The organism is Myxococcus sp. XM-1-1-1 (assembly GCF_020037095.1).
GTDB classification, from domain to species: domain Bacteria; phylum Myxococcota; class Myxococcia; order Myxococcales; family Myxococcaceae; genus Myxococcus; species Myxococcus fulvus.
The window spans coordinates 168,822-187,689 of record NZ_JAIQDH010000009.1 but is presented as its reverse complement, the minus strand read 5'-3'; the positions used below and the strand labels follow the sequence as shown (position 1 = coordinate 187,689).

Genomic DNA, 18,868 nt, shown 5'->3' with positions numbered 1-18,868 from the left:
GCGGGGAAGCCTACACTCGGCCGCCGCGCAAGCTGAGCAAACCCGCGACGGACGCGAGGATTCCCGAGGCATGAAGACCGACGACGACGCCCTGCTCCACCTGCGCCTGGCGGGCATCATCCGGCTGGGGCTGGGAGGCGGCCGGGGGCCGACGGACGCGTACGTCTTCGACCCCCACCGGCTCGCCCTGCCCTCCTGGGCCATGGCCCTGGGGGACTCCGGGCCCGCCGCGCTGCTCGTCACGCTGGACCGCCACCTGGACGTGGTGGTGCCCCGGAGGCCGGAGGCGGTGCCGGACCGCTCGGCGGGCCTGCGAGCGCTGGATGAGCACGCCCGGTGGGAGTTGGACGTGCGCAACTACGACCACATCCTCGCGGCGATGGAGGCGGGGCTGGTGGGGGATGCGTTGTTCATCGCCCGGACGCGGCCCCGGGGCGCCTTCGCGGGGGACACCTACGTGGACACGCGAGGCCGCTCGCACCGACTGGTGGTGGTGCCCACGGTGGACCGCGCGTCCGAGGCGTGGAGCCACCCTGCTCCGGGTGACGCGGTGCGGGACGTGCTGGAGGACGCGGAGCGGGTGCTGCTGGACGTGGACCTGGACTGCTTCACCTCGCTGAGCGACGCGGACCCGACGACGGTGCTGCCCTGGCCGCGCGCCATCATCCGAGAGTTCCTCCTGCCCGACGGCTCCGAGCCCTTCTGGGACGCGGTGCTCCAGCGCGCGGTGGCGCTGACGCTCGCGAGGGAGCCGCACCACTGCGGCGGACTGCTCGCGTCCGGGGAGCTGTTCCGGGATGTCGCCGAGGTGTTGTTCCGGGAGCTCTTGCGCGTCGAGCCGCCGTGAGCGGCTACAGCGGTGAGTCGAGGAAGCTGGGGCGCAGGTCCGTCACCTGGCCGCCGGCGAACGTGAAGCGGCTGCCGATGGGAGGCCGGTCGCCGTTGAGCACGTAGCCGAAGTCGATTCGGAACGGGTTGACGTTGAACTGAGGGAAGAGCAGCCGCAGGCCCACGCCCACGGACGTCACCATGTCCGGCCTGTCGTTGAACGCGCTGCCCGAGTCGAGGAAGAGCACGCCGCCCACGTGCACGGTCTTGATGACCAGCGGCGCGGTGCGGTACTCCACGTTCACGAGCAACATCCGCTTGCCGGAGTACTCGTCCGCGGGCGCGCCGCGAAGGCCGTTGCCTCCACCGAGGAGCGTCACCCGGTCGAACAGGTCGTCGATGTTGACGTCCAGCAGGCCGCGCGCGACGAAGCGTCCTCCGAGCACCTTGGGCGACACCTGCGTCAGCTCCGCGGCCCAGTGGCGGTTGTTCCAGGTCGCCGCGTCGCCCATCTGTCGACGGATGGAGCCGGAGGCGGCGACAGTGGTGAGCGCCTCGCCCCAGCGCAGGCGGTAGCGCGCGGCCAGCCCTGCCTCCGTGAAGTGCGTGTCGTCACCGAAGACGGGCGGCGCGTAGCGCAGCGTCGCGGAGAGCCAGTGCCCCATCTGGTAGTCCTCGGAGAGGACATAGGAGTCCACGTCGCGGAGGACTTCGTAGCGGGCCTCGAAGGCGCGCAGGGACATGGACACGTAGCCCGCGTCCTCGGCGCGCGGCAGGTAGTTGCGCCGGAACCAGGCGGACTGGTCCTCGGTCAACATCGACGACCTCGGCGGGTCGTAGGCGTAGTGGTACGCGCCCACGGAGCCGCTCAGGTTGAGCTTGTAGCGCAGGCCGAAGGAGCGCGTGTACGAGGCCGCGCCCGCGACCTCCTCCGTCCGGTACACGTAGGGCACCGTCGGGCCACCGGGGAACGGGAGCTGCCAGATGTCCGCGCCCCGGTAGACGCGATTGGTCTCCACGTTCCACGCCACGGATGAGCTGACGCTCCACGGCGTCGACAGCGAGTAGAGGGGCCGGCTCACGGAGACGCTGCCCCGCGAGCCCTCGGCCTGGCCGCTCTCGCGTCCGATGATGATGGCGGCGGACTCGGTGAACGACCAGCGACTGCCCAGCACGCGCGGGTCGGTGTAGCTCTGTCCGAGGCTGAGCGTGTCCAGGCGCAGGATGAAGTCCACCGCGAGCTTCTTGCCCCGGCCCAGGAAGTTCTGCTCCGTGCCCTGCAGCCGCAGGTACTGGAGCAGCGAGCCGACCGCGGAGAAGTCGCTGTTGAGTCGTAGCGACCAGATGTCCTTGGTGACGACGAGCAGCGACACCGTGCCGGGCGTCTTGCCGACGAGCGGGACGACTCGCACCACGGAGAACAGGCGCAGTGCGCGCAGGTTGCGCGCCGTCTCCTCCGCGAGGCGCGTGGAGTAGGGCTGACCGAGCGGCAGCAGCACCTCGCGCCGGACGACCTCGTCGCGCGTGCGCACGTGGAAGATGTTGAGGAAGTCAGGATACGGGTCGCTCTCGGCCACCACCTCCTCGGTGTCCACGAGCACATCCGAGAGCGGCTTTCCTTCCGGGGAGGGGTCCACCTGGCGGCCATGCCGGACGAGCGACTCGACGACGAGGGCCTCCTCGTAGTTCTCCTGCGTCAGCCCGGGTGCGCGCGCGGGTGGAGGCTCCACCGTGGCGCCCTCGGGCTGCTCACCCTGCTGTGTCGCGACGGGCGCGTCCGGCGGCGGAGTCGCGACGACGGGAGCCGGCGTCTCGGAGACGGGCTCCGCCAGTTCGCTTTGCTGCGTCACGCCCAGTAGCGGCGACGCAACGGCGGGAGTCGGGGTCTCCGAGACGGGCTCCGCCAGTTCGCTTTGCTGCGTCGCGACGAGCGCGACCCGTGGCGGAGACGCAACGACAGGCGCCCGCTTCTCGGGGCTGGGGGCCGCCTGCACGCCCTGTGGCGTCGCGACAAGCGCGGCAGGTGACAGCAACGCGACGACAGGCTCCGCCTGGAGTGGAGTCAGGGCAAGAGGAACGACGATGAGGGCAACCAGTGGTAGCGCCACCCCACCATCCTGGCATGCGCCGCATTCCTGGCGAGCATCTTCATCGCGGGAAGCTCGGATGGCGCGGTTCGTCGACGTCGGCCCCCTCCGTGATGTCCGGGCTATCGCTCGGGCGAGAACCGCCCAGGCCCAAGGACCCCAGACAGCACCACCACGTGCACGGAGCACCGCCTTCGGTGCGGCTCCTGGCGCGGGCCTCTCGGTGGTGGCTGTCGCCCGAGTCGCAGGACGACCAGGGCCCTGTGTCGGAACCGAATCCGCCGCGCGGAGCCTCCCGAGCAACGGGCCCGCTGGCAGCACGCTCGCCGTCGAAAACCCTCGGGAAATGCCGCTGTAATACCGCGCGAAAGGTGGCGTCTTCCTCGATGAACGGTGGGTCGCGGCTCGTGGGTCCTCGAGCGCTCGCCCCCGGAGCCATCCATTCCTGGAGGTCCCTTTCCCCATGTCGGGTTCACACAGCCACGCGCCCACGTCACACGGCCGAGCCTTCGCGCTCGGCGTCACGCTCAACCTGGCCTTCGTGGCCATCGAGGCGCTGTACGGCTTCCTCTCCGGCTCGCTGGCGCTGCTCGCGGACGCGGGCCACAACCTGAGCGACGTGCTGGGGCTCGTGCTCGCCTGGGGCGCCAGCATCCTCGCCCGACGCCAGCCCACCGAGCGGCGCAGCTACGGCCTGCGCGGTGCCTCCATCCTCGCGGCCCTCTTCAACGCGCTCATCCTGCTGGTCGCTGTCGGCGCCATCGGCTGGGAAGCCCTCCGCCGCTTCGGCGAGCCAGCGCCCGTCGCCAGCCTCACCGTCATGAGCGTCGCGGGCATCGGCGTCGTCATCAACACCGCCACGGCCCTGCTGTTCTGGAAGGGGCGCAGGAACGACCTCAACGTGCGGGGCGCGTTCCTGCACATGGCGGCCGACGCGGGCGTGTCGCTCGCCGTGGTGCTCAGCGGCGCGCTCATCTACTTCACGGGGCAGGCGTGGCTGGACCCGGTGGTGACGCTCGGCATCGCGCTGCTCATCCTCGTCAGCACGTGGAGGCTGCTGGTGGACTCCTTCAACCTCGCGCTGCAGGCCGTTCCCGCGAACATCGACCTGGGCGCGGTGCGAAGCCTCATGACGCAGGCGCCCGGTGTCACCGGCGTGCACGACCTCCACGTCTGGGCCTTGAGCACCACCGAGTCGGCCCTCACCGCCCACCTCGTGGTGGATGCGCCGTCCGGCACCGAGGCGCTCGTCCCCTCGCTGAAGGCCCGGCTGCACGACACGTTCGGCATCGAGCACGTCACACTCCAACTCGAACCCGCGCTCGCCGCGACCTGCCACCCCTGCGCCCCTGGTGACACCCGCCACGCCGCATGCGCCTGACGGCACCGTGCGAGTCCGGCCCCGCCGCCGACCTCGAGTCCCTCGCCCTGAAGATGCCCCCCTCGCCAGCGCCCCGCCGAGACCTCCGATGACCCCGACCCTGCGAACCCACTTCGACCTCGAGCTGCGCCGCGCCGAGCAAGCCCATGCACGCGGTGCCCATCAAGACGCCTGGCGCTTCCTGGAGCGCGCCCACATCCTGAGTCAGGCCCATGCGTGGCCCCACCTGCGCGTCCACGGCGCCATGTTCCGTTGGGCCGTTCGACACGGAGACTGGGGGGAGCTGCTCGGACAGCTGCCGCGACTCCTCCTGGCCGCGCCGGGCTCGTGGCTCGGTCGCGCGCCGCTGGGCAACACGGGCGGCGCCAACGTGGGCATCTTCACACCCATGGACATCCCCGAGGACCTCCGCGCCATCCTGACCGCGCGATAACTCCCCGCGTCGAAGTGACATCCCGCGTCGAACGGCCTTCGACCAAGGCCCGTGACGAACGCGGCACGCGATGCGGGCACGGACTGACGCTAGGCTCCCGCGCGGGTGGAGTCACTCCACCTGGGGGGCACGCCGCATGACCACGTCGGACGCCGCGCACCGTCAGCCATCATCTCGCCTGCCGAAATCGCTTCCGGAGCTGCAGGCCCTGCGCGCATGGCGCGAGCCCATCTCCGGCCCCGCGCACTTCCACGTGGAGCCGACAGACATCTTCGTCGCCACCTATCCCAAGTGCGGAACCACGTGGACGCAGCAAATCGTCCACGGCCTGCGCACGCGCGGCGACATGGGCTTCGAGGAGATCTCCCTCGTCGTCCCGTGGCTGGAGAGCCCACCCCTCCCGGGCGTCGACCTCGCGGGGCCCCAGGTCGCGAAACCGCGCGCGTTCAAGACACACCTGCATTGGGAGCGGGTGCCGAAGGGCGGGCGCTACATCCACGTGATGCGAGACCCGGCGGACACGCTCACGTCCTTCTACCACTACGTGAACGGCTGGATGTTCGAGCCCGACTCCGTCAGCGTGGAGGAGTTCTGCTTCGGCATCTTCCTGAAGGACGCGCGCTTCGGCCGCTACTGGGAACACCTGCGCGCCTGGTGGAGCGTCCGCGAGCGCGACGACGTGCTGCTGCTCGCCTACGAGGACATGAAGGAGGACCTGGCGTCCGCGGTCCGACGCATCGGCGCCTTCATGGGCATCCCCCTGGACGACGCGCTCGTCGCGCTCGTGACGAAGCAGTCCACCTTCGAGTTCATGCACGCGCACGAGTCCCAGTTCGACGACCACCCGACGACCGAGGCCGTCAATCGACTCACCGCGCTCCCACCCGAGGTCCAGACCACCAAGGTCCGAGCCGGCCGCGTGGGAGACTCCTCGGAGCTGTCCGCGGCGGTGCACGACGCGCTCGCCGCGACCTGGCGCGCGGACATCGAGGTGCCACTCGGAATCCCCTCCTATGCACGGCTTCGCCAGCAACTGCGGTCATCCCCACCCGCTCAAGCCCGGACGAGGCGCTCGTAGCCCAGCGCCTCCAGCACGTCCTCATGACCCGCGAGCGCCGTGTTGATCTCCTCCAGGTCCGCGGCGCTCATGCGTCCGAGCGAGTCCCCGTTGAAGTCACGGATGGTGCTGCGCTCGCCCATGATGTCGAACGCGCGGCCGACATCCAGCCGCCCCAGCTCCGGGATGTACTCGAGGATTCTCGCGGCGATGGTCTCCGGGGACTGACAGAGGTCCTCGTACCGGAAGAAGAGCGAGCCTCGCAGCACGGCCCGGTTGCGGAGCTGCAGCCGGCTGGAGCGCACCCAATGCGCCGTCGCGACGGACAGCGGATAGCCGCGCTTGCGCCGCACGCCCTCGGCGAAGGCATACGGACTGCGCACCGAGACGATGAACCGCGCGGGCGCGAACTGCTCCTGCAACAGCGGCGCGGCCATCACCATGGGCGGGCTCTTCTCCACGAGCACCGCCTTGCCCAAATCCCACGCGCGATGCCAGACGGCCTTGATGCGCTCCCAGTGGTAGCGCTGGGGGTCCGCGAACTTCGCCTCGTTCGTCGTCCAGTTGCGAAGCTCGTCCGACTCGGTGTCGGGGATGGGCATCGCCTCCGGGTCATCCCGGTGCACCAGCCACTGTCCCTCGTGGTTCATCGAGTCGAAGACGGAGACCTGGTCCGACGTGGCCAGCAGCCGCACCAGCAACGTGCTGCCGCTGTTGTTCGGACAGATGACGAATGTGTACAGCGGCGACCTGCGCACCACCTGCTCCACGAATCACCCCCGGGACCGGAGGGCAGGCGTCTCACGAATCGAGCACCCACGTCATGACGAGACGCGGCGAACCCTCGCGAATCCCCGCTCCCGCGCCGCCAGTCGCGTGACGCCCCAGAACCCCAGCGCCACGGCGGCGATGGCCGCCCCCTGCACGCACACGCCCACCCAACCCGCGTGCGCGAACACCACCGTGGACGCGAGCGAGCCCGCGCCACTGCCGATGGAATAGAAGACCATGTAGCCCGCCACCAACCGGCTGCGCGCCTCCGGGCGAACCGCGTACAGCTCGCTTTGGTTCGTCACATGCAACGCCTGGATGGCCAGGTCCAGACCGATGATTCCCAACCCCAGCGCCCACAGCGACTGGTGCGTCTGCGTCAGCACGATGGGAACCCACGACACCAGCAGCAGCCCGAGCGCGAACAGCGTCGTCCGATTCCCGAAGCCCCGGTCCGCCAGCCGCCCCGCCCTCGACGCCCCCAGCGCGCCCGCGACCCCCGCGAGGCCGAACAGGCCCACCTGCGTGTGCGAGAGCGAGAACGGCGGCGCCGCCAGCAGCAGCACCATCGGCGTCCACAAGGTGCTGAACGCGGCGAAGCCCAACAGCGCGAGCACCGCGCGGACCCGCAGCACGGGCTCCTCCACGAACAGCGTGAGCACCGAGCGCAGCAGCTCCGGATAGGACAGCCGCGTGCGCGCACGCTCGCGAGGCAGCACCCGCAGCAGCGCCAGCGCCACGAGCAACGTCGCGCCCGCCGACACGAGATAGACGGAGCGCCACCCGGCGACATCGGACAGGAAGCCCGCCACGGTGCGCGCCATCAGGATGCCTATCACCACCCCGCTCGTCACCAGCCCCACCACGCGGCCCCGCTCGGCTGGCGACGCGAGCGACGCGGAGAACGCCACCAACACCTGCGTGACGACCGCGAGCAGCCCCACCACCGCCAGCGCGCCGAGCAACACCGCGCCCGAGGGCGCCAGCCCCACCAGCGTCAACGCCGCCACCGACAGCAGCATCTGCAGGGCGACCAGCCGACGCCGCTCCACCAGGTCTCCCAGCGGCACCAGGAGCAACAGCCCCAACCCGTACCCCACCTGCGTGACAGTGACGACCACGCCCACCGTCGCGGGTTGCAACCCCAGCTCCCGCGCCATCGCATCCAACAACGGCTGCGCGTAATAGACGTTGGCGACGGCCAGCCCGCAGGCCACCGCCAACAACCCCGTCACCGCGCCCGACAGCCCGGGCGCCCCCCTGCCCGCAGGCTCCACCACCTTGGACTCCCGTCGCATCCACCACCTGCCCGCATCTGGTTTCAAAATGAAACCAGCGGGGAGTTAACGGGCCGGAGGGGATGTGGCAACCTCCGTTTCCGAATGGCGCAGCGAAAACCCCACAGCCAGGCCGAGTGCCCCGTCGAGCGGACCGTGGACATCCTCGGTGACGAGTGGTCCCTGCTCATCCTCCGGGACGTGTTCGACGGCCTGCGCCGCTTCGGAGAGCTCCAGAAGAACCTGGGCGTGGCGCGCAACATCCTCTCCGGCCGCCTGCGCAACCTGGTCGCGCACGGCATCCTGGAGACGGTGGCCGCGTCCGACGGGAGCGCGTTCCACGAGTACGCGCTGACGCCCAAGGGCAAGGACCTGTTCCAGGTCATCGTGGCCCTGCGGCAGTGGGGCGAGCACCACTGCTTCCAACCCGACGAGCCCCGCTCCCGACTGGTCGACACGGAGCACGGCAGGCCGGTGCGCCCCCTGGAGCTGCGCGCCGAGGACGGCCGGCCCCTGGCGTGCTCGGACGCCGTCGTGAAGAAGGTGTCCGAGCAGAAGCCGCGCAGGAAGCGCTGAGCGCTACGCCTCGGACTGCACCTCGATGGTCGGCTCCATCACCACCTCGGCGGTGATGCTCTGGCCGATGAAGCAGTACTTGTGCGCCTTCACGAACATCTCGCGCACCTTCTCCACGTCCGTGCCCGGCGCCACGCGGATGAGCGGCGCGAGGCGGACCTTGTTCACCCGCTTCACCTTCTCCACCGTGTCGAGGAACACCGTCACCTGGTCCTCGTACGAGCGCACATCCAGCCGCAGCTTCTTCGCCAGCGCCAGGAACGTGAGCAGGTGGCACTGCGCCACCGAGGCCCCGAGCAGGTCCTCCGGATTCCAGCGCGAGTCCTCACCGCCATACCCCGTCCCCGCGCTCACCAGGATGTCCGGCTTGCCATCCGTGCCAGCCACCGCGTTGCGGCTGTACTCGCTCGCGGTGGAGCCCTTCCACGTGAGCCTCAGCGGAAATCCTTCCACGTCCTGCCTCCTTGCGTTGCGTGTGTCCTCGGGCCCGAGCATAGGAGCCCCTTTGTCGTTCCGGCTCGACTGTCGCACCGGCTCACTCCATCGAGGGAGCCCGTCCCCTACGCGGCGTCCGGACTTCCGTCATCCGCCGCGCAGGTCCGCGCCCTTCGGCACGGGCAGCTTCTCCCCGCGCGCAATCGCCGAGACGATGCGCGCGAGCTTCTCCACGCCGTCCGACAACGCCGCGGGGCCCGGCTGCAGGATGAGGCTGCTCTTCACCTCGTAGAGCTGGTCTTCCACCACCGCCGTCACCTTCTCCCAGCCCGGACGCGCGGCAATCTTGTCCCGCTTCGCCTTGCGGCCACACCAGCTGGCGATGACGCCGTCGGGGTTCCTGCGCGCCACCTCCTCGGGCTCGAAGATGCGCCCCTTCGCGCCCTGCGACGCGCGCGACTCGCGGCACACGTCCTCGCCGCCCACCAGCTCCACCAGCTCCGAGCACCAGCGGATGCCGGAGATGAGCGGCTCGTGCCACTCCTCGAAGAAGATGCGCGGCCGGCGCGGCAGCGCTTCCGCCGCGTCCGCGTGGCGCGTGAGGTTCGCCGTCAGCTCCTCCGCCAGCTTCTCCGCCGCCTCCGCGCGCCCCACCAGCGCGCCCGTCAGCCGCACCGACTGGAGGATCTCCGCCACCGAGCGCTGGTTGAACAGGTACACGGGCACGCCCCGCTTGCACAGCTCGCGGCCCAGGTCCGCCTGCAAGTCGGAGAAGCCCAACACCAGGTCCGGTTTGAGCTCCAAGATGCGCTCGAAGTTGGCGTCCAGGAACGACGACACCCGGGGCTTCTTGCGCGCCTCCGGCGGCCGCACCGTGAAGCCAGACACCCCCACCACCAGCTCCCCCGCGCCGATGCGGTAGAGCACCTCCGTCGTCTCCTCCGTCATGCACACCACCCGCCGGGGGTAGGCGGGCGCGCTGGAAAGCAACTCGGTCAGGTGGACGCTCATCCCGCCACCCTAACCGCGCGCACCCTCTTCGCGGAGGCTTCATGAAATCCCGAAAACCTTGTTCCACACTCCGAGTCGCTCACGCTCCCGCCCCCCAGTCCGCGTCTGCCGGCTGATCCACCGGCCGCGTGTCCGGTGCCGGACGTTGCGGCGCCCGGGCCGGTTTCTCGGCCGTTGATGCACTGCGCCAACCTGGCAGGTCGCTTGGGCAGTGGACGATTGCGGTGTTAGCATCCGCACGCATGTTCGACCGGAGCGTCGTGTGCCTTCCCGGTCGGTGGGGGCAGACATGATTGAAAACAACGCCCCGACGAATGGCGCGCCGCCCGACATGGTGGATCCGCTGCTGGGGCGCGTCCTCAACGAGCGCTTCCGCATCCTGGAGACCCTGGGCGCCGGAGGCATGGGCCGCGTCTACAAGGCGGTGCAGGCGCCGCTGGACCGGCTGGTCGCGCTGAAGGTCCTCAATCCCCACTACAACGACGAGGGCAAGGACCCGGGCTTCCAGAAGCGCTTCTTCCTGGAGGCCAGCGTCACCGCGAAGCTGCGCCACCCCAACACCGTCACCGTCATCGACTACGGCAAGACGGACGACGGCATCTACTACATCGCGATGGAGTACCTGGACGGGCTCACGCTCGGCCAGCTGCTCACGCAGGTGGGCCCGCTGCCGTGGGCGCGCGCGCTCAACATCACGCAGCAGATCGCCCGCTCGCTGCGCGAGGCGCACAAGGTCGGCCTCATCCACCGCGACCTGAAGCCCGCCAACGTGATGGTCCTCAACCAGGAGACGGACCACGACATCGTCAAGGTGCTCGACTTCGGCCTGGTGAAGTCCTTCATCGGCGACGCGGACGTGCCGCAGGACACGTCGCTCACCCAGGCGGGCATCATCCTGGGCTCGCCGCAGTACATGGCGCCGGAGCAGGCGCGCAACGTCGCCGACCCGCGCAGCGACGTGTACAGCATGGGCGTGGTGCTCTATCAGATGCTGATGGGCCAGCCGCCCTTCCTGGCCGCGCAGAGCATCGACGTCATCGTCAAGCACATCAACGAGCCCCCTCCCGCCTTCGGCGCCGTCTGGGCCAGCCATGGCGTGCCCGCGGAGGTGGAGGCGCTCGTCATGAAGTGCCTCGCCAAGATTCCCTCCGAGCGCTACCAGTCCATGGACGAGGTGCTGGAGGCCATGCGCCGCCTGTCGCACGTGGTGGGCGTCAGCGGCGTCTTCAGCGGCCCGCGCCTGACGGGCACCGGCAGCGGTCCTCGCAGCGGCCCCATCAGCGGGCCGGTGAACGCCGCCGGCTCCGGCCCCAGCACCATGGCGCTGGACATCGCCGTGGAGGAGCCGGCCGCGAAGTCCGGCAAGGGCCTGCTGCTGCCCCTGGCCATCCTCGGCGGCGCCATCGTGATCGGCGGCGGACTCTTCGCGGTGGCCATGATGATGCGCGAGCCCAAGCTCAAGCCGCTGCCGGCCAACGCCGTCCCCACCCAGGCCATGGCGCCCAAGGCGCCCCCCGCGCCCGAGAAGGCGCCCCCGGGGTCGACGGCCGTCGCCGTGGACGACGACCTGGCGCTGGCGCCGCTGGTGCCCGGCAACGCGCCCTCGGTGCTCTTCAAGATCGAGAGCGAGCCCATGGGCGCCCGCGTCCGCGCGGGGAACAAGGACCTGGGTGTCACCCCCGTGACGTACAAGGTGCGGCAGGACGGTGAAGGCAGGGCGAGCGCGGATCTGACCTTCACGCTGGAGGGCTACCAGCCCCTCACGGTGAAGGCCGAGGGCACCGGCACCGAACAGACCATCCGCCACAGGCTCAAGAAGAAGCCGACTGCGCCGGCCCGCCCCCAGCGGCCCGCTGAGTCGCGCGACAATTTCAAGGACAACCCCTACTAGTGAAACACTTCAAATCCCTTCGTCGAGTGGGCCTCGTGGCGCTGTGTCTTTGCGCGTCGCAGGCCCTGGCGGACGCACGCCTGGAAGCCCGTCGTCACTTCCGCACCGGCATGAGCCTCATCGCCCGGAAGGAGTACGACCAGGGCATCGCCGAGCTGGAGCAGGCGTACGCCATCAAGCCGCACCCCAACGTCCTCTTCAACATCGCGCGCGCGTACCAGGACGCGGGCCGCTCCGCGGAGGCGCTGGAGACCTACCGGCGCTACCTGGCGAGCAACCCGCCCGACGCGGCCACGGTGGAGACCACCGTCGCGGCGCTGGAGGCGAAGCAGCGCGAGGCGGAGGCCGCCGCGACGGACACCTCCGCGCTGCCCATGCCGCCGCCCCCCGCGAGCGTCCAGTCCCAGCAGCAGCTGGCGGGGCTCCTGGAGCGGCTGGAGAAGGCCATCGAGCGCGCGGAGTCCATGCCCTCGGGCCCCGCGACGCCCGCGCCCTCCACGTACGTGCCCTCCGTGCTGCCCGGCGTGTCCGAGGCGGCCACGGGCGACGACGGCGCGGTGCCCTACGAGGAGCGCGTGGTGACGGCCAGCCGGCGCGCCCAGTCCTCGCTGGAGGCGCCCAACGCCACCACCGTCATCACCGCGGAGGACATCCGCCTGTCGGGCGCCACCAGCCTGCCGGAGCTCTTGCGGCGCGTGCCGGGCGCGGACGTGATGTCGCTGGGCATCGGCAGCGCCAACGTGTCCATGCGCGGCTTCAACCAGCGCATCGCCAACAAGGTGCTCGTGCTCGTCGACGGCCGCACCGAGTACCAGGACTTCCTCGGCCTGACGCTCTGGTCGTCCATCCCCATCGGCCTGGATGAAATCGAGCGCATCGAGGTCATCCGCGGCCCGGGCAGCGCGCTCTACGGCGCCAACGCCATGTTGGGCGTCATCAACATCATCACCCAGGCCCCCGGCTCCGGCCCCCGCGCGCGCTTCACCGTGACGGGCGGCACCGGCCACAGCGTGGCGGGCTCGTTCCTGAGCCACGGCAGCTCCGGGGCGCTGCGCTACCGCGCGTCGGTGGCGTACTCGCAGGCGGACAAGTGGAGCCGCGACTACGCCAGCGACCGGCCGGACATCGTGCTCAGGGACCCGGACCCGGACATCGGCATGCGCGGGGCCCGGGCCACGCTGTCCACGGTGTACAGCTTCGCGGAGGGCCGCACGGTGGGCCTGTCCGGCGGCGTGCACCGCTACGCGACGGAAATCTACCCGCTGGGCCTTCTGCGCAACTACTTCATGGACGGCCTCAACGCGTACGCCAAGGGCGACGTGGAGCTGGGGCCGCTGAAGCTCAAGACGTTCTGGAACCACATCTCCGGCAGCGCCGGTCCCCAGTACGAGCCCATCGGTCAGCGCTCGCTGGGCACGGAGGTCAGCTCCAACCTGTTCAACGCGGAGCTGCTCTTCGCGCGCGCCTTCCACCTGGGCGGCGAGCACCAGCTCAACGTCGGCGTGGAGGGCCGCCTCAAGCGCGTGGGCTGGGACTACCTGGGCCCCTTGCGTGAGGAGGTCCACGCCGCCGCCTTCGTGCAGGACGAGTGGCGGCTGGCGGACCCGCTGCGCCTCATCGCCAGCTACCGCGTGGACCGCCACCCGCTGCTCGACGGGGGCTCGCCGGGCCTGGCGCACTCGCCTCGCGTGTCCGCGCTGTTCATGCCCGTGGAGGGCCACGCGTTCCGCATCAGCGCGGCGTCCGCCTTCCGCGAGCCCACGTTCCTGGAGAGCTACACGCGGCTGCTGGTCCCCGTGCAGGGCGTCAACGGCGCCAGCGCGCTGACGACGGGCAACACGGCCTTGCGCCCCGAGCGCCTCACCGCCTTCGAGCTGGGCTGGCGCGGCGAGTCCGCGGAGCTGGGCATGGACTGGGACGTGGCCCTGTACCAGAACCGGGTGAAGGACCTCATCGGCCTGTCCAACTTCGAGCGGCTGCCGGTGGGCGAGTCCTACGACGCGGCCACGGGCAACTACCTCATCGGCCGCTCGCGCTTCGTCAACGAGGACTCCATCTACACCGCGCGCGGCGCGGAAGCAGGCCTCACGCTGGCCCTCATCGACGGCCTGGGCCTCAAGGCGAGCGCCGCCTTCCAGACGGTCTCCTCGGACCTGGAGGACAAGGCGGAGTGCGGCCCGTGCAGCCAGGTGCCGCAGCTCAAGCTGTACGGCGGCGTCACCTACCGCACCCAGGCGGACCTCGAGTTCGGCGTGGACCTGGCCTACACCTCGTCCACGACCTGGATTGAGCGCGAGCCCGCGGCGGCGGACCCGACCCGCATCGAGCTGGCCTCCAACCCGCTGGGCGCCCACACCATCATCAACGCGCGCGTGGGCTACACGGCGGTGAAGAACCTGGTGGACGTGGCGCTCATCGGCAGCCAGCTGGGCGCCGCGCACTCCCAACACCCCTTCGGCAACCGCATCGAGCGGCGCGTCTACGCGACGCTGACGGTGACTCCATGAGCCGCACCTCCTCGTTCAAGCACTCCGCGCTCGTCGCGCTCGCCTCGTCCCTGCTCGTGCTGGGCTGTGAGTCCCCGTCCGTGGTCCCCACGGCGGACGGCCAGCAGGCCCTGCACACCGCCCGCATCGAGGGCAGCCTCGTCGTGCAGTCGGCCCTCCGGGGCAACGCGGTGGTGTTCCTCTACGACGTGGAGAAGCGCCCGCTGCCGCCGCCCCAGGGCAGCGGTCGTCCGGTGGCCTTCACCGTCATCCCCGCGGCGCAGCTGTTCGGCCCGGCGCTCGGCACCCACTCGCCCGGCCCCTTCACCGCGCCCTTCGCGTTCAGCCTGGTGGGCGCGGGCAAGTACATGCTGCGCGGCTTCATCGACGTGGACACCTGCGCGACGGGCGTCACGCCCTGCCACGTCCCCGACTTCAACCCCTGGTACGGCGTCACCAGCGAGCCCAACACGGGCGACATCGGCGGCGCCGCGGTGGACCTGACCAACGGCCAGCCGCTGGTCCTGGAGGTCACCAAGGACGAGGAGGGCCATCCGCAGCCGCTCACCAACGTCACGGTGAGCTTCTCGCAGGCCACCGCGCAGGTGCCGGTGGACCGGCCCGCCTTCCAGGTCACCGTCGCCGGCGGCGGAGACAACACCCTGGCGGCGGGCGGGCCCATGAAGGTGCTGCGGCTGACGCCGCAGGTGGTGGAGGCCAGCCCGGTGACGCAGCGGCCCAAGGCCTTCCTCGTCAGCTACGTGGACGCCAACCGCGACGGCGTGCCGGACGACGCCAACCGCGACGGGGTGCCGGATGTCTGGCCGCGCGTCGTGGTGCGCAAGCTGGCGGATGAGCCGGGCCTGCTCGAGGACAACGACAAGGACCGCGACAGCGTCCTCGACGCGGACGGCATCGACTACCTGCGCGCCGACGGCACCCGTGACGGCAGGCCGGACCTGGTGGTGCTCGCGGCGGGGCTGGTGATGGACCCCATCATCGCGGCGCTGACGGATGAGAACGGTCAGCCCCGGATGACGCCCGTCCCCCTGGCGGAGCTCCAGGTGGCCGTGCAGCCCATCGCCCTGGATGCCAGCGACGCGGCCGCCCCGGCCCGTCTGGACGGGCTGCCGAAGGGTCGCTACTCCGTGGTGCTGATCCAATCCACGGGGCAGACGTGGCGGGTCCCCAACGAGCTCGCCCCGCCGCTGGCGGCGAGCATCGGGATTCCGGGCGTCGAAAGTCAGGCCTTCGTGCTTGAGGTCCCCTGAGCCCCACCTCGTGGCGCGTAAGGGTGTGCGGCGCCCCACATCGGGAAAAAAGAGAGGAAGGACGGTGCTTTGACTTCGCCATGTCCTTCCGTCAACATGCTTGGGTCTGCAGGGGGACAGCCCCACCTGAGGTCGTGATCCGATGAAGGCCGGTACCCTTCCCTCCCCAGAGCCCGTTCCCAACCGCACCACGACGGACCCGGCGCGCCCTGGTGGAAGCCGGACCGCGACGGGCGGCGCGCCGCAGCGCGTGCTGCTGGTGGACGACAGCCGCTCCATCCGGACGCTGCTGAAGATCTACCTCATGGCGCGCAACTTCGAGTTCCTGGAGGCGGAGTCCGCCGAAGAGGGACTGAAGGTCGCCGAGGCGGAGGGCATCGACCTCATCCTCACCGACTTCCACATGGACGGGATGAACGGCGCCGACTTCGCGGCGCAGATTCGCGCCAACGCCAACCCCCGGCTGGCCAAGGTCCCCATCCTGATGATGACGGGTGACCCGAACGTCGCCGAGGTGCGCGCGCTGGGTCAGAAGGCCGGCATCAGCGCCTTCGTCCGCAAGCCGGTGAGCTGCGCACAGCTCATGACGCTGGTGGACACCATCCTCCCGCTGCCGCGCAAGTAGCCCCGTCCTCACGCCAGGGGCAGGTCCGCGGGAGCAGAACGACTCCCTCGGCGAGCAGGTACCGTCCTCGCGAGGTCTCGCGAGCAGCACGACAGGCGAGCCGCCCTCACGTCAGGTTCCGGGACGCTGGAGCAGCGCGAGTCCCTCGGCGGGTGGACGCCTTCCTCCAGAGGCCTCGCGAGCAGCACGACGGGCGAGCCGCCCTCACCTCAGGCTCCGGCACGCTGGAGCAGCGCGAGTCCCTCGGCGGGTGGACGCCTTCTCCCGAGGCCTCGCGAGCAGCACGACGGGCGAGCCGCCCTCACCTCACGCCGGGTTACGGGCCGCCGCAGCGGCGCGGGCCCGGCGTTTTCGCATCGCCTCACCCACGCGCACCGCGAAGAGCAGCGCGAGCACCGCGCCGTAGATGAGCGGCTCGGTGACGTCCTGCTTCACCCGCCACACGAAGTGCACCACGCCCAGCACCGCGGCCACGTAGGCCAGCCGGTGCAAGCGCTGCCAGCGCGGGAAGCCGAGCCTCCTCACCCAGCGGTTCGTGGACGTGACGGCCAGCGGCACCAGCAGCACCCACGCGGTGAAGCCCACGGTGATGAAGGGCCGCTTCACCACGTCCTCCCCCAGCGCCCGCCACGCCAGCCCCTGGTCCAGCACCGCGTAGGTGAGCAGGTGCGCGCACGCGTACGTGAAGGCCAAAAGCCCCAGCGTGCGGCGCACGCGCGCGGGCCACGTCCACCGCGTGAGCAGCCGCACGGGCGTACACGCCAGCGACGCCAGCAACATCACCAGCGCGAGCAGCCCCGTCTGGTTGAGCGCCGCCTCGATGGCGTTGGGGCCCAGTTGTCCCAGCGGCCCCTGCACGGCCAGGAGCGCCAGGGGCAGCAGCCCGCCCACGGTGAGCGCGGGGTTCAGCCACGGATGGGGAGACGAGGCCATGGCGTCAGAAGTTCTCGCGCAGGTCCATGCCCGCGTAGAGGTGCGCCACCTGCTCGCCGTAGCCGTTGAAGGGCAGCGTGGGCCGGCGCTCGAAGTCGCCGATGCGCCGCTCGGAGGCCTGGCTCCAGCGCGGATGGGACACCGCGGGGTTCACGTTGGCGTAGAAGCCATACTCGTGCGGCGCCGCCATGTTCCAGGTGGTCATCGGCATGGTGCGCGTGAGCGAGATGCGCACGATGGACTTGCCCCCCTTGAACCCATACTTCCACGGCACCACCAGCCGCAGCGGCGCGCCGTTCTGCGCCGGCAGCTGCTTGCCGTACAACCCCATGGCCATGAACGTCAGCGGATGCATCGCCTCGTCCAGCCGCAGCCCCTCCAGGTAGGGCCAGTCCAGCACCGGCCGCTTCTGTCCGGGCAGCTGCTCCGGGTCCATCAGCGTGGTGAACGTCACGTAGCGCGCGTGGCTGGTGGGCTTCACCCGGGAGAGCAGCGCGGCCAGCGGAAAGCCCAGCCACGGAATCACCATGGACCAGGCCTCCACGCAGCGCATCCGGTAGACGCGCTCCTCCATGGTGAACCAGGACAACAGCTGGTCGATGTCCACCGTCTTCGGCTCGTGCACCTCCCCGTCCACGGTGACGGTCCACGGCCGGGGCTTCAAGGAGTGCGCGAGCCGGGCCGGGTCGTTCTTGTCCAGGCCCAGCTCGTAGAAGTTGTTGTACGTGGTGACGTCCTCGTACGGGGTGCGCGGCTCGTCCGTGTCGAACGCGCCCTTCGCCTTCACCACGGGCCCGGTGACGGCGCCCGCGTCCGGGACATACGCGTCCATGAAGCGGCGCTGCTTGCGGGTGAGCAGGTACAGGCCCCCCGCCACGGCGGCGGCCGTGCCCGTGAACAGGCCCGCGTTGCGCAGGAAGTCCCGGCGGCGCAGGTAGAGCCGTTCGGAGGTGATTTCGGAGCCGGGCGGCTCCACGGGCGGCTTGTCGCTCATGACCCTTTATAACGGCCCAGCGTCCCCGGCCGTTACATCGCCCGCCCGCTGCGGCACGGCGCGAGCATCCTTGACGCGCCACAGTCGCCACCAGGGCGTGCCGGGGGACTGGTGGTGCTCCCAGTGGTAGCCGAAGAAGTAGCAGGACAGCATGGCCCACGCGTGGTTGCGCGGCAGCGTGCGCGCGTGGTGCGGCGCCATGTCCGGCGTGTCCGGGCGCCGGTGCGGCAGGTAGGTGCCGAAGTAGAAGAGCTGCAACGTCCCCAGCACGGCCGGCACCACCCAGAACACCAGCACGCGCGGCTGGGACACGCCCAGGAAGACGAGGACGTTGAACTTGGCCGCCATCACCCCTAGCTGCGGCAGCGTGGTGTAACGAACCATGAACGTCCCCAGCCACGGCCAGAAGGACTGGGTGCGGGTGGAGAAGTCCGGGTCGTCGTCGCCCGTGGGGTGCTGGTGGTGCGCATGGTGGTTGAGCACCAGTCGCCGGTAGGACAGCCCCGCGAACAGGAAGCAGGCGAGCGTCCCCACCGCCTCGTTCACCCAGCCCTGGCGGGCCACCGTGCCGTGCATGGCGTCATGGCCGGTGATGAACAGCCCCGTGCACAGCCACGCCTGGAAGGCGACGTGCATCCACGTGAGGGGCGAGTCCAGGGGCAGCCACCCCGGGGACATCAGCATCCACGTCAGGTGCGCGCCCCACGCGCCGATGATGACGAGCGCGATGACGACGCCCCAGGGGCCGAGCGGCGGTGCGCGATGACGGGCCGAGGTCTCCATCTCACCTGACTCATGGGGATGACGGCGCC

The 18,868-nt window shown here is 70.5% G+C and carries 17 protein-coding genes; 9 read left to right on the top strand and 8 right to left on the bottom strand.

The genetic code is table 11. The features are described 5' to 3' along the window. The first annotated feature begins 70 nt into the window (after positions 1 to 70). A complete protein-coding gene (locus K8640_RS19665) occupies positions 71 to 847 on the top strand; it encodes a UPF0489 family protein (RefSeq protein WP_223748412.1) in 777 nt (258 codons plus the stop codon). A gap of 4 nt (positions 848 to 851) precedes the next feature. Here K8640_RS19665 and K8640_RS19660 read toward each other — a convergent pair whose 3' ends face one another. Continuing rightward, complete coding sequence (locus K8640_RS19660; RefSeq protein WP_370640365.1) at positions 852 to 2,678, bottom strand: BamA/TamA family outer membrane protein; 1,827 nt, start codon at positions 2,676 to 2,678, stop codon at positions 852 to 854. 700 nt (positions 2,679 to 3,378) lie between these two features. Here K8640_RS19660 and K8640_RS19655 point away from each other — a divergent pair. The 3 genes from K8640_RS19655 to K8640_RS19645 all read left to right on the top strand — a co-directional run bounded on the left by K8640_RS19655 (position 3,379) and on the right by K8640_RS19645 (position 5,807). Beyond that, positions 3,379 to 4,296, top strand: a complete 918-nt coding sequence (locus K8640_RS19655) for a cation diffusion facilitator family transporter (RefSeq protein WP_223748411.1) — start codon at positions 3,379 to 3,381, stop codon at positions 4,294 to 4,296. An 88-nt stretch (positions 4,297 to 4,384) separates the two neighbouring features. Then, positions 4,385 to 4,729 carry a DUF3703 domain-containing protein gene (locus tag K8640_RS19650; RefSeq protein ID WP_223748410.1) on the top strand — a complete coding sequence of 115 codons (345 nt, stop codon included), beginning with the start codon at positions 4,385 to 4,387 and terminating at the stop codon, positions 4,727 to 4,729. Between the two features lie 136 nt (positions 4,730 to 4,865). Then, positions 4,866 to 5,807: a sulfotransferase domain-containing protein gene (locus K8640_RS19645; RefSeq protein ID WP_223748409.1), complete on the top strand. Its 942-nt coding sequence runs from the start codon at positions 4,866 to 4,868 to the stop codon at positions 5,805 to 5,807. Here the strand turns inward: K8640_RS19645 and K8640_RS19640 are convergent. Together K8640_RS19640 and K8640_RS19635 are read right to left on the bottom strand one after the other, a co-directional pair. After that, positions 5,783 to 6,544, bottom strand: coding sequence for a sulfotransferase (locus K8640_RS19640; protein WP_223748408.1), 762 nt, complete (start codon positions 6,542 to 6,544; stop codon positions 5,783 to 5,785). The two genes, K8640_RS19645 and K8640_RS19640, sit on opposite strands and share 25 nt — an antisense overlap. Positions 6,545 to 6,607: 63 nt before the next feature. Then, complete coding sequence (locus K8640_RS19635) at positions 6,608 to 7,855, bottom strand: MFS transporter (protein ID WP_223748407.1); 1,248 nt, start codon at positions 7,853 to 7,855, stop codon at positions 6,608 to 6,610. Positions 7,856 to 7,990: 135 nt separating this feature from the next. Between K8640_RS19635 and K8640_RS19630 the strand changes: the two genes are divergently transcribed. Continuing rightward, positions 7,991 to 8,410, top strand: a complete 420-nt coding sequence (locus K8640_RS19630) for a helix-turn-helix domain-containing protein (protein ID WP_223748406.1) — start codon at positions 7,991 to 7,993, stop codon at positions 8,408 to 8,410. Between the two features lie 3 nt (positions 8,411 to 8,413). On the opposite strand, the gene K8640_RS19625 is transcribed toward K8640_RS19630, so the two are convergent. Beyond that, positions 8,414 to 8,863: an OsmC family protein gene (locus K8640_RS19625; protein ID WP_223748405.1), complete on the bottom strand. Its 450-nt coding sequence runs from the start codon at positions 8,861 to 8,863 to the stop codon at positions 8,414 to 8,416. A 129-nt stretch (positions 8,864 to 8,992) separates the two neighbouring features. Beyond that, positions 8,993 to 9,856: an ABC transporter substrate-binding protein gene (locus K8640_RS19620; RefSeq protein WP_223748404.1), complete on the bottom strand. Its 864-nt coding sequence runs from the start codon at positions 9,854 to 9,856 to the stop codon at positions 8,993 to 8,995. A gap of 289 nt (positions 9,857 to 10,145) precedes the next feature. Between K8640_RS19620 and K8640_RS19615 the strand changes: the two genes are divergently transcribed. The 4 genes from K8640_RS19615 to K8640_RS19600 all read left to right on the top strand — a co-directional run bounded on the left by K8640_RS19615 (position 10,146) and on the right by K8640_RS19600 (position 16,129). Beyond that, a complete protein-coding gene (locus K8640_RS19615; RefSeq protein WP_223748403.1) occupies positions 10,146 to 11,747 on the top strand; it encodes a serine/threonine-protein kinase in 1,602 nt (533 codons plus the stop codon). Positions 11,748 to 11,788: 41 nt separating this feature from the next. Continuing rightward, a complete protein-coding gene (locus K8640_RS19610) occupies positions 11,789 to 14,254 on the top strand; it encodes a TonB-dependent receptor domain-containing protein (protein WP_223748550.1) in 2,466 nt (821 codons plus the stop codon). Continuing rightward, positions 14,251 to 15,504 carry a hypothetical protein gene (locus tag K8640_RS19605; RefSeq protein WP_223748402.1) on the top strand — a complete coding sequence of 418 codons (1,254 nt, stop codon included), beginning with the start codon at positions 14,251 to 14,253 and terminating at the stop codon, positions 15,502 to 15,504. Before K8640_RS19610 ends, K8640_RS19605 begins: the two co-directional genes overlap by 4 nt. A 142-nt stretch (positions 15,505 to 15,646) precedes the next feature. Continuing rightward, positions 15,647 to 16,129, top strand: coding sequence for a response regulator (locus tag K8640_RS19600; RefSeq protein WP_046715893.1), 483 nt, complete (start codon positions 15,647 to 15,649; stop codon positions 16,127 to 16,129). A 306-nt stretch (positions 16,130 to 16,435) separates the two neighbouring features. Here the strand turns inward: K8640_RS19600 and K8640_RS19595 are convergent, their stop codons facing one another. From K8640_RS19595 to K8640_RS19585, 3 genes are read right to left on the bottom strand one after another with little or no spacing between them, the layout of a single operon-like run. Further along, positions 16,436 to 17,062: a sulfite oxidase heme-binding subunit YedZ gene (locus K8640_RS19595; protein ID WP_223748401.1), complete on the bottom strand. Its 627-nt coding sequence runs from the start codon at positions 17,060 to 17,062 to the stop codon at positions 16,436 to 16,438. A gap of 4 nt (positions 17,063 to 17,066) precedes the next feature. Beyond that, positions 17,067 to 18,056, bottom strand: coding sequence for a protein-methionine-sulfoxide reductase catalytic subunit MsrP (msrP, locus tag K8640_RS19590; protein WP_223748400.1), 990 nt, complete (start codon positions 18,054 to 18,056; stop codon positions 17,067 to 17,069). A 6-nt stretch (positions 18,057 to 18,062) separates the two neighbouring features. After that, on the bottom strand, positions 18,063 to 18,839 hold the full coding sequence (locus K8640_RS19585; RefSeq protein WP_223748399.1) for a fatty acid desaturase: 777 nt from the start codon (positions 18,837 to 18,839) through the stop codon (positions 18,063 to 18,065). Positions 18,840 to 18,868 lie beyond the last annotated feature (29 nt).

Excerpts from the sequence above, each read along its gene's own strand:
- K8640_RS19665 (WP_223748412.1), top strand. The coding sequence starts at position 71 with ATGAAGACCGACGACGACGCCCTGCTCCACCTGCGCCTGGCGGGCATC.
- K8640_RS19655 (WP_223748411.1), top strand. The coding sequence starts at position 3,379 with ATGTCGGGTTCACACAGCCACGCGCCCACGTCACACGGCCGAGCCTTC.
- K8640_RS19650 (WP_223748410.1), top strand. The coding sequence starts at position 4,385 with ATGACCCCGACCCTGCGAACCCACTTCGACCTCGAGCTGCGCCGCGCC.
- K8640_RS19645 (WP_223748409.1), top strand. The coding sequence starts at position 4,866 with ATGACCACGTCGGACGCCGCGCACCGTCAGCCATCATCTCGCCTGCCG.
- K8640_RS19635 (WP_223748407.1), bottom strand. The coding sequence starts at position 7,855 with ATGCGACGGGAGTCCAAGGTGGTGGAGCCTGCGGGCAGGGGGGCGCCC.
- K8640_RS19620 (WP_223748404.1), bottom strand. The coding sequence starts at position 9,856 with ATGAGCGTCCACCTGACCGAGTTGCTTTCCAGCGCGCCCGCCTACCCC.
- K8640_RS19615 (WP_223748403.1), top strand. The coding sequence starts at position 10,146 with ATGATTGAAAACAACGCCCCGACGAATGGCGCGCCGCCCGACATGGTG.
- K8640_RS19605 (WP_223748402.1), top strand. The coding sequence starts at position 14,251 with ATGAGCCGCACCTCCTCGTTCAAGCACTCCGCGCTCGTCGCGCTCGCC.
- K8640_RS19600 (WP_046715893.1), top strand. The coding sequence starts at position 15,647 with ATGAAGGCCGGTACCCTTCCCTCCCCAGAGCCCGTTCCCAACCGCACC.
- K8640_RS19595 (WP_223748401.1), bottom strand. The coding sequence starts at position 17,062 with ATGGCCTCGTCTCCCCATCCGTGGCTGAACCCCGCGCTCACCGTGGGC.
- msrP (WP_223748400.1), bottom strand. The coding sequence starts at position 18,056 with ATGAGCGACAAGCCGCCCGTGGAGCCGCCCGGCTCCGAAATCACCTCC.
- K8640_RS19585 (WP_223748399.1), bottom strand. The coding sequence starts at position 18,839 with ATGGAGACCTCGGCCCGTCATCGCGCACCGCCGCTCGGCCCCTGGGGC.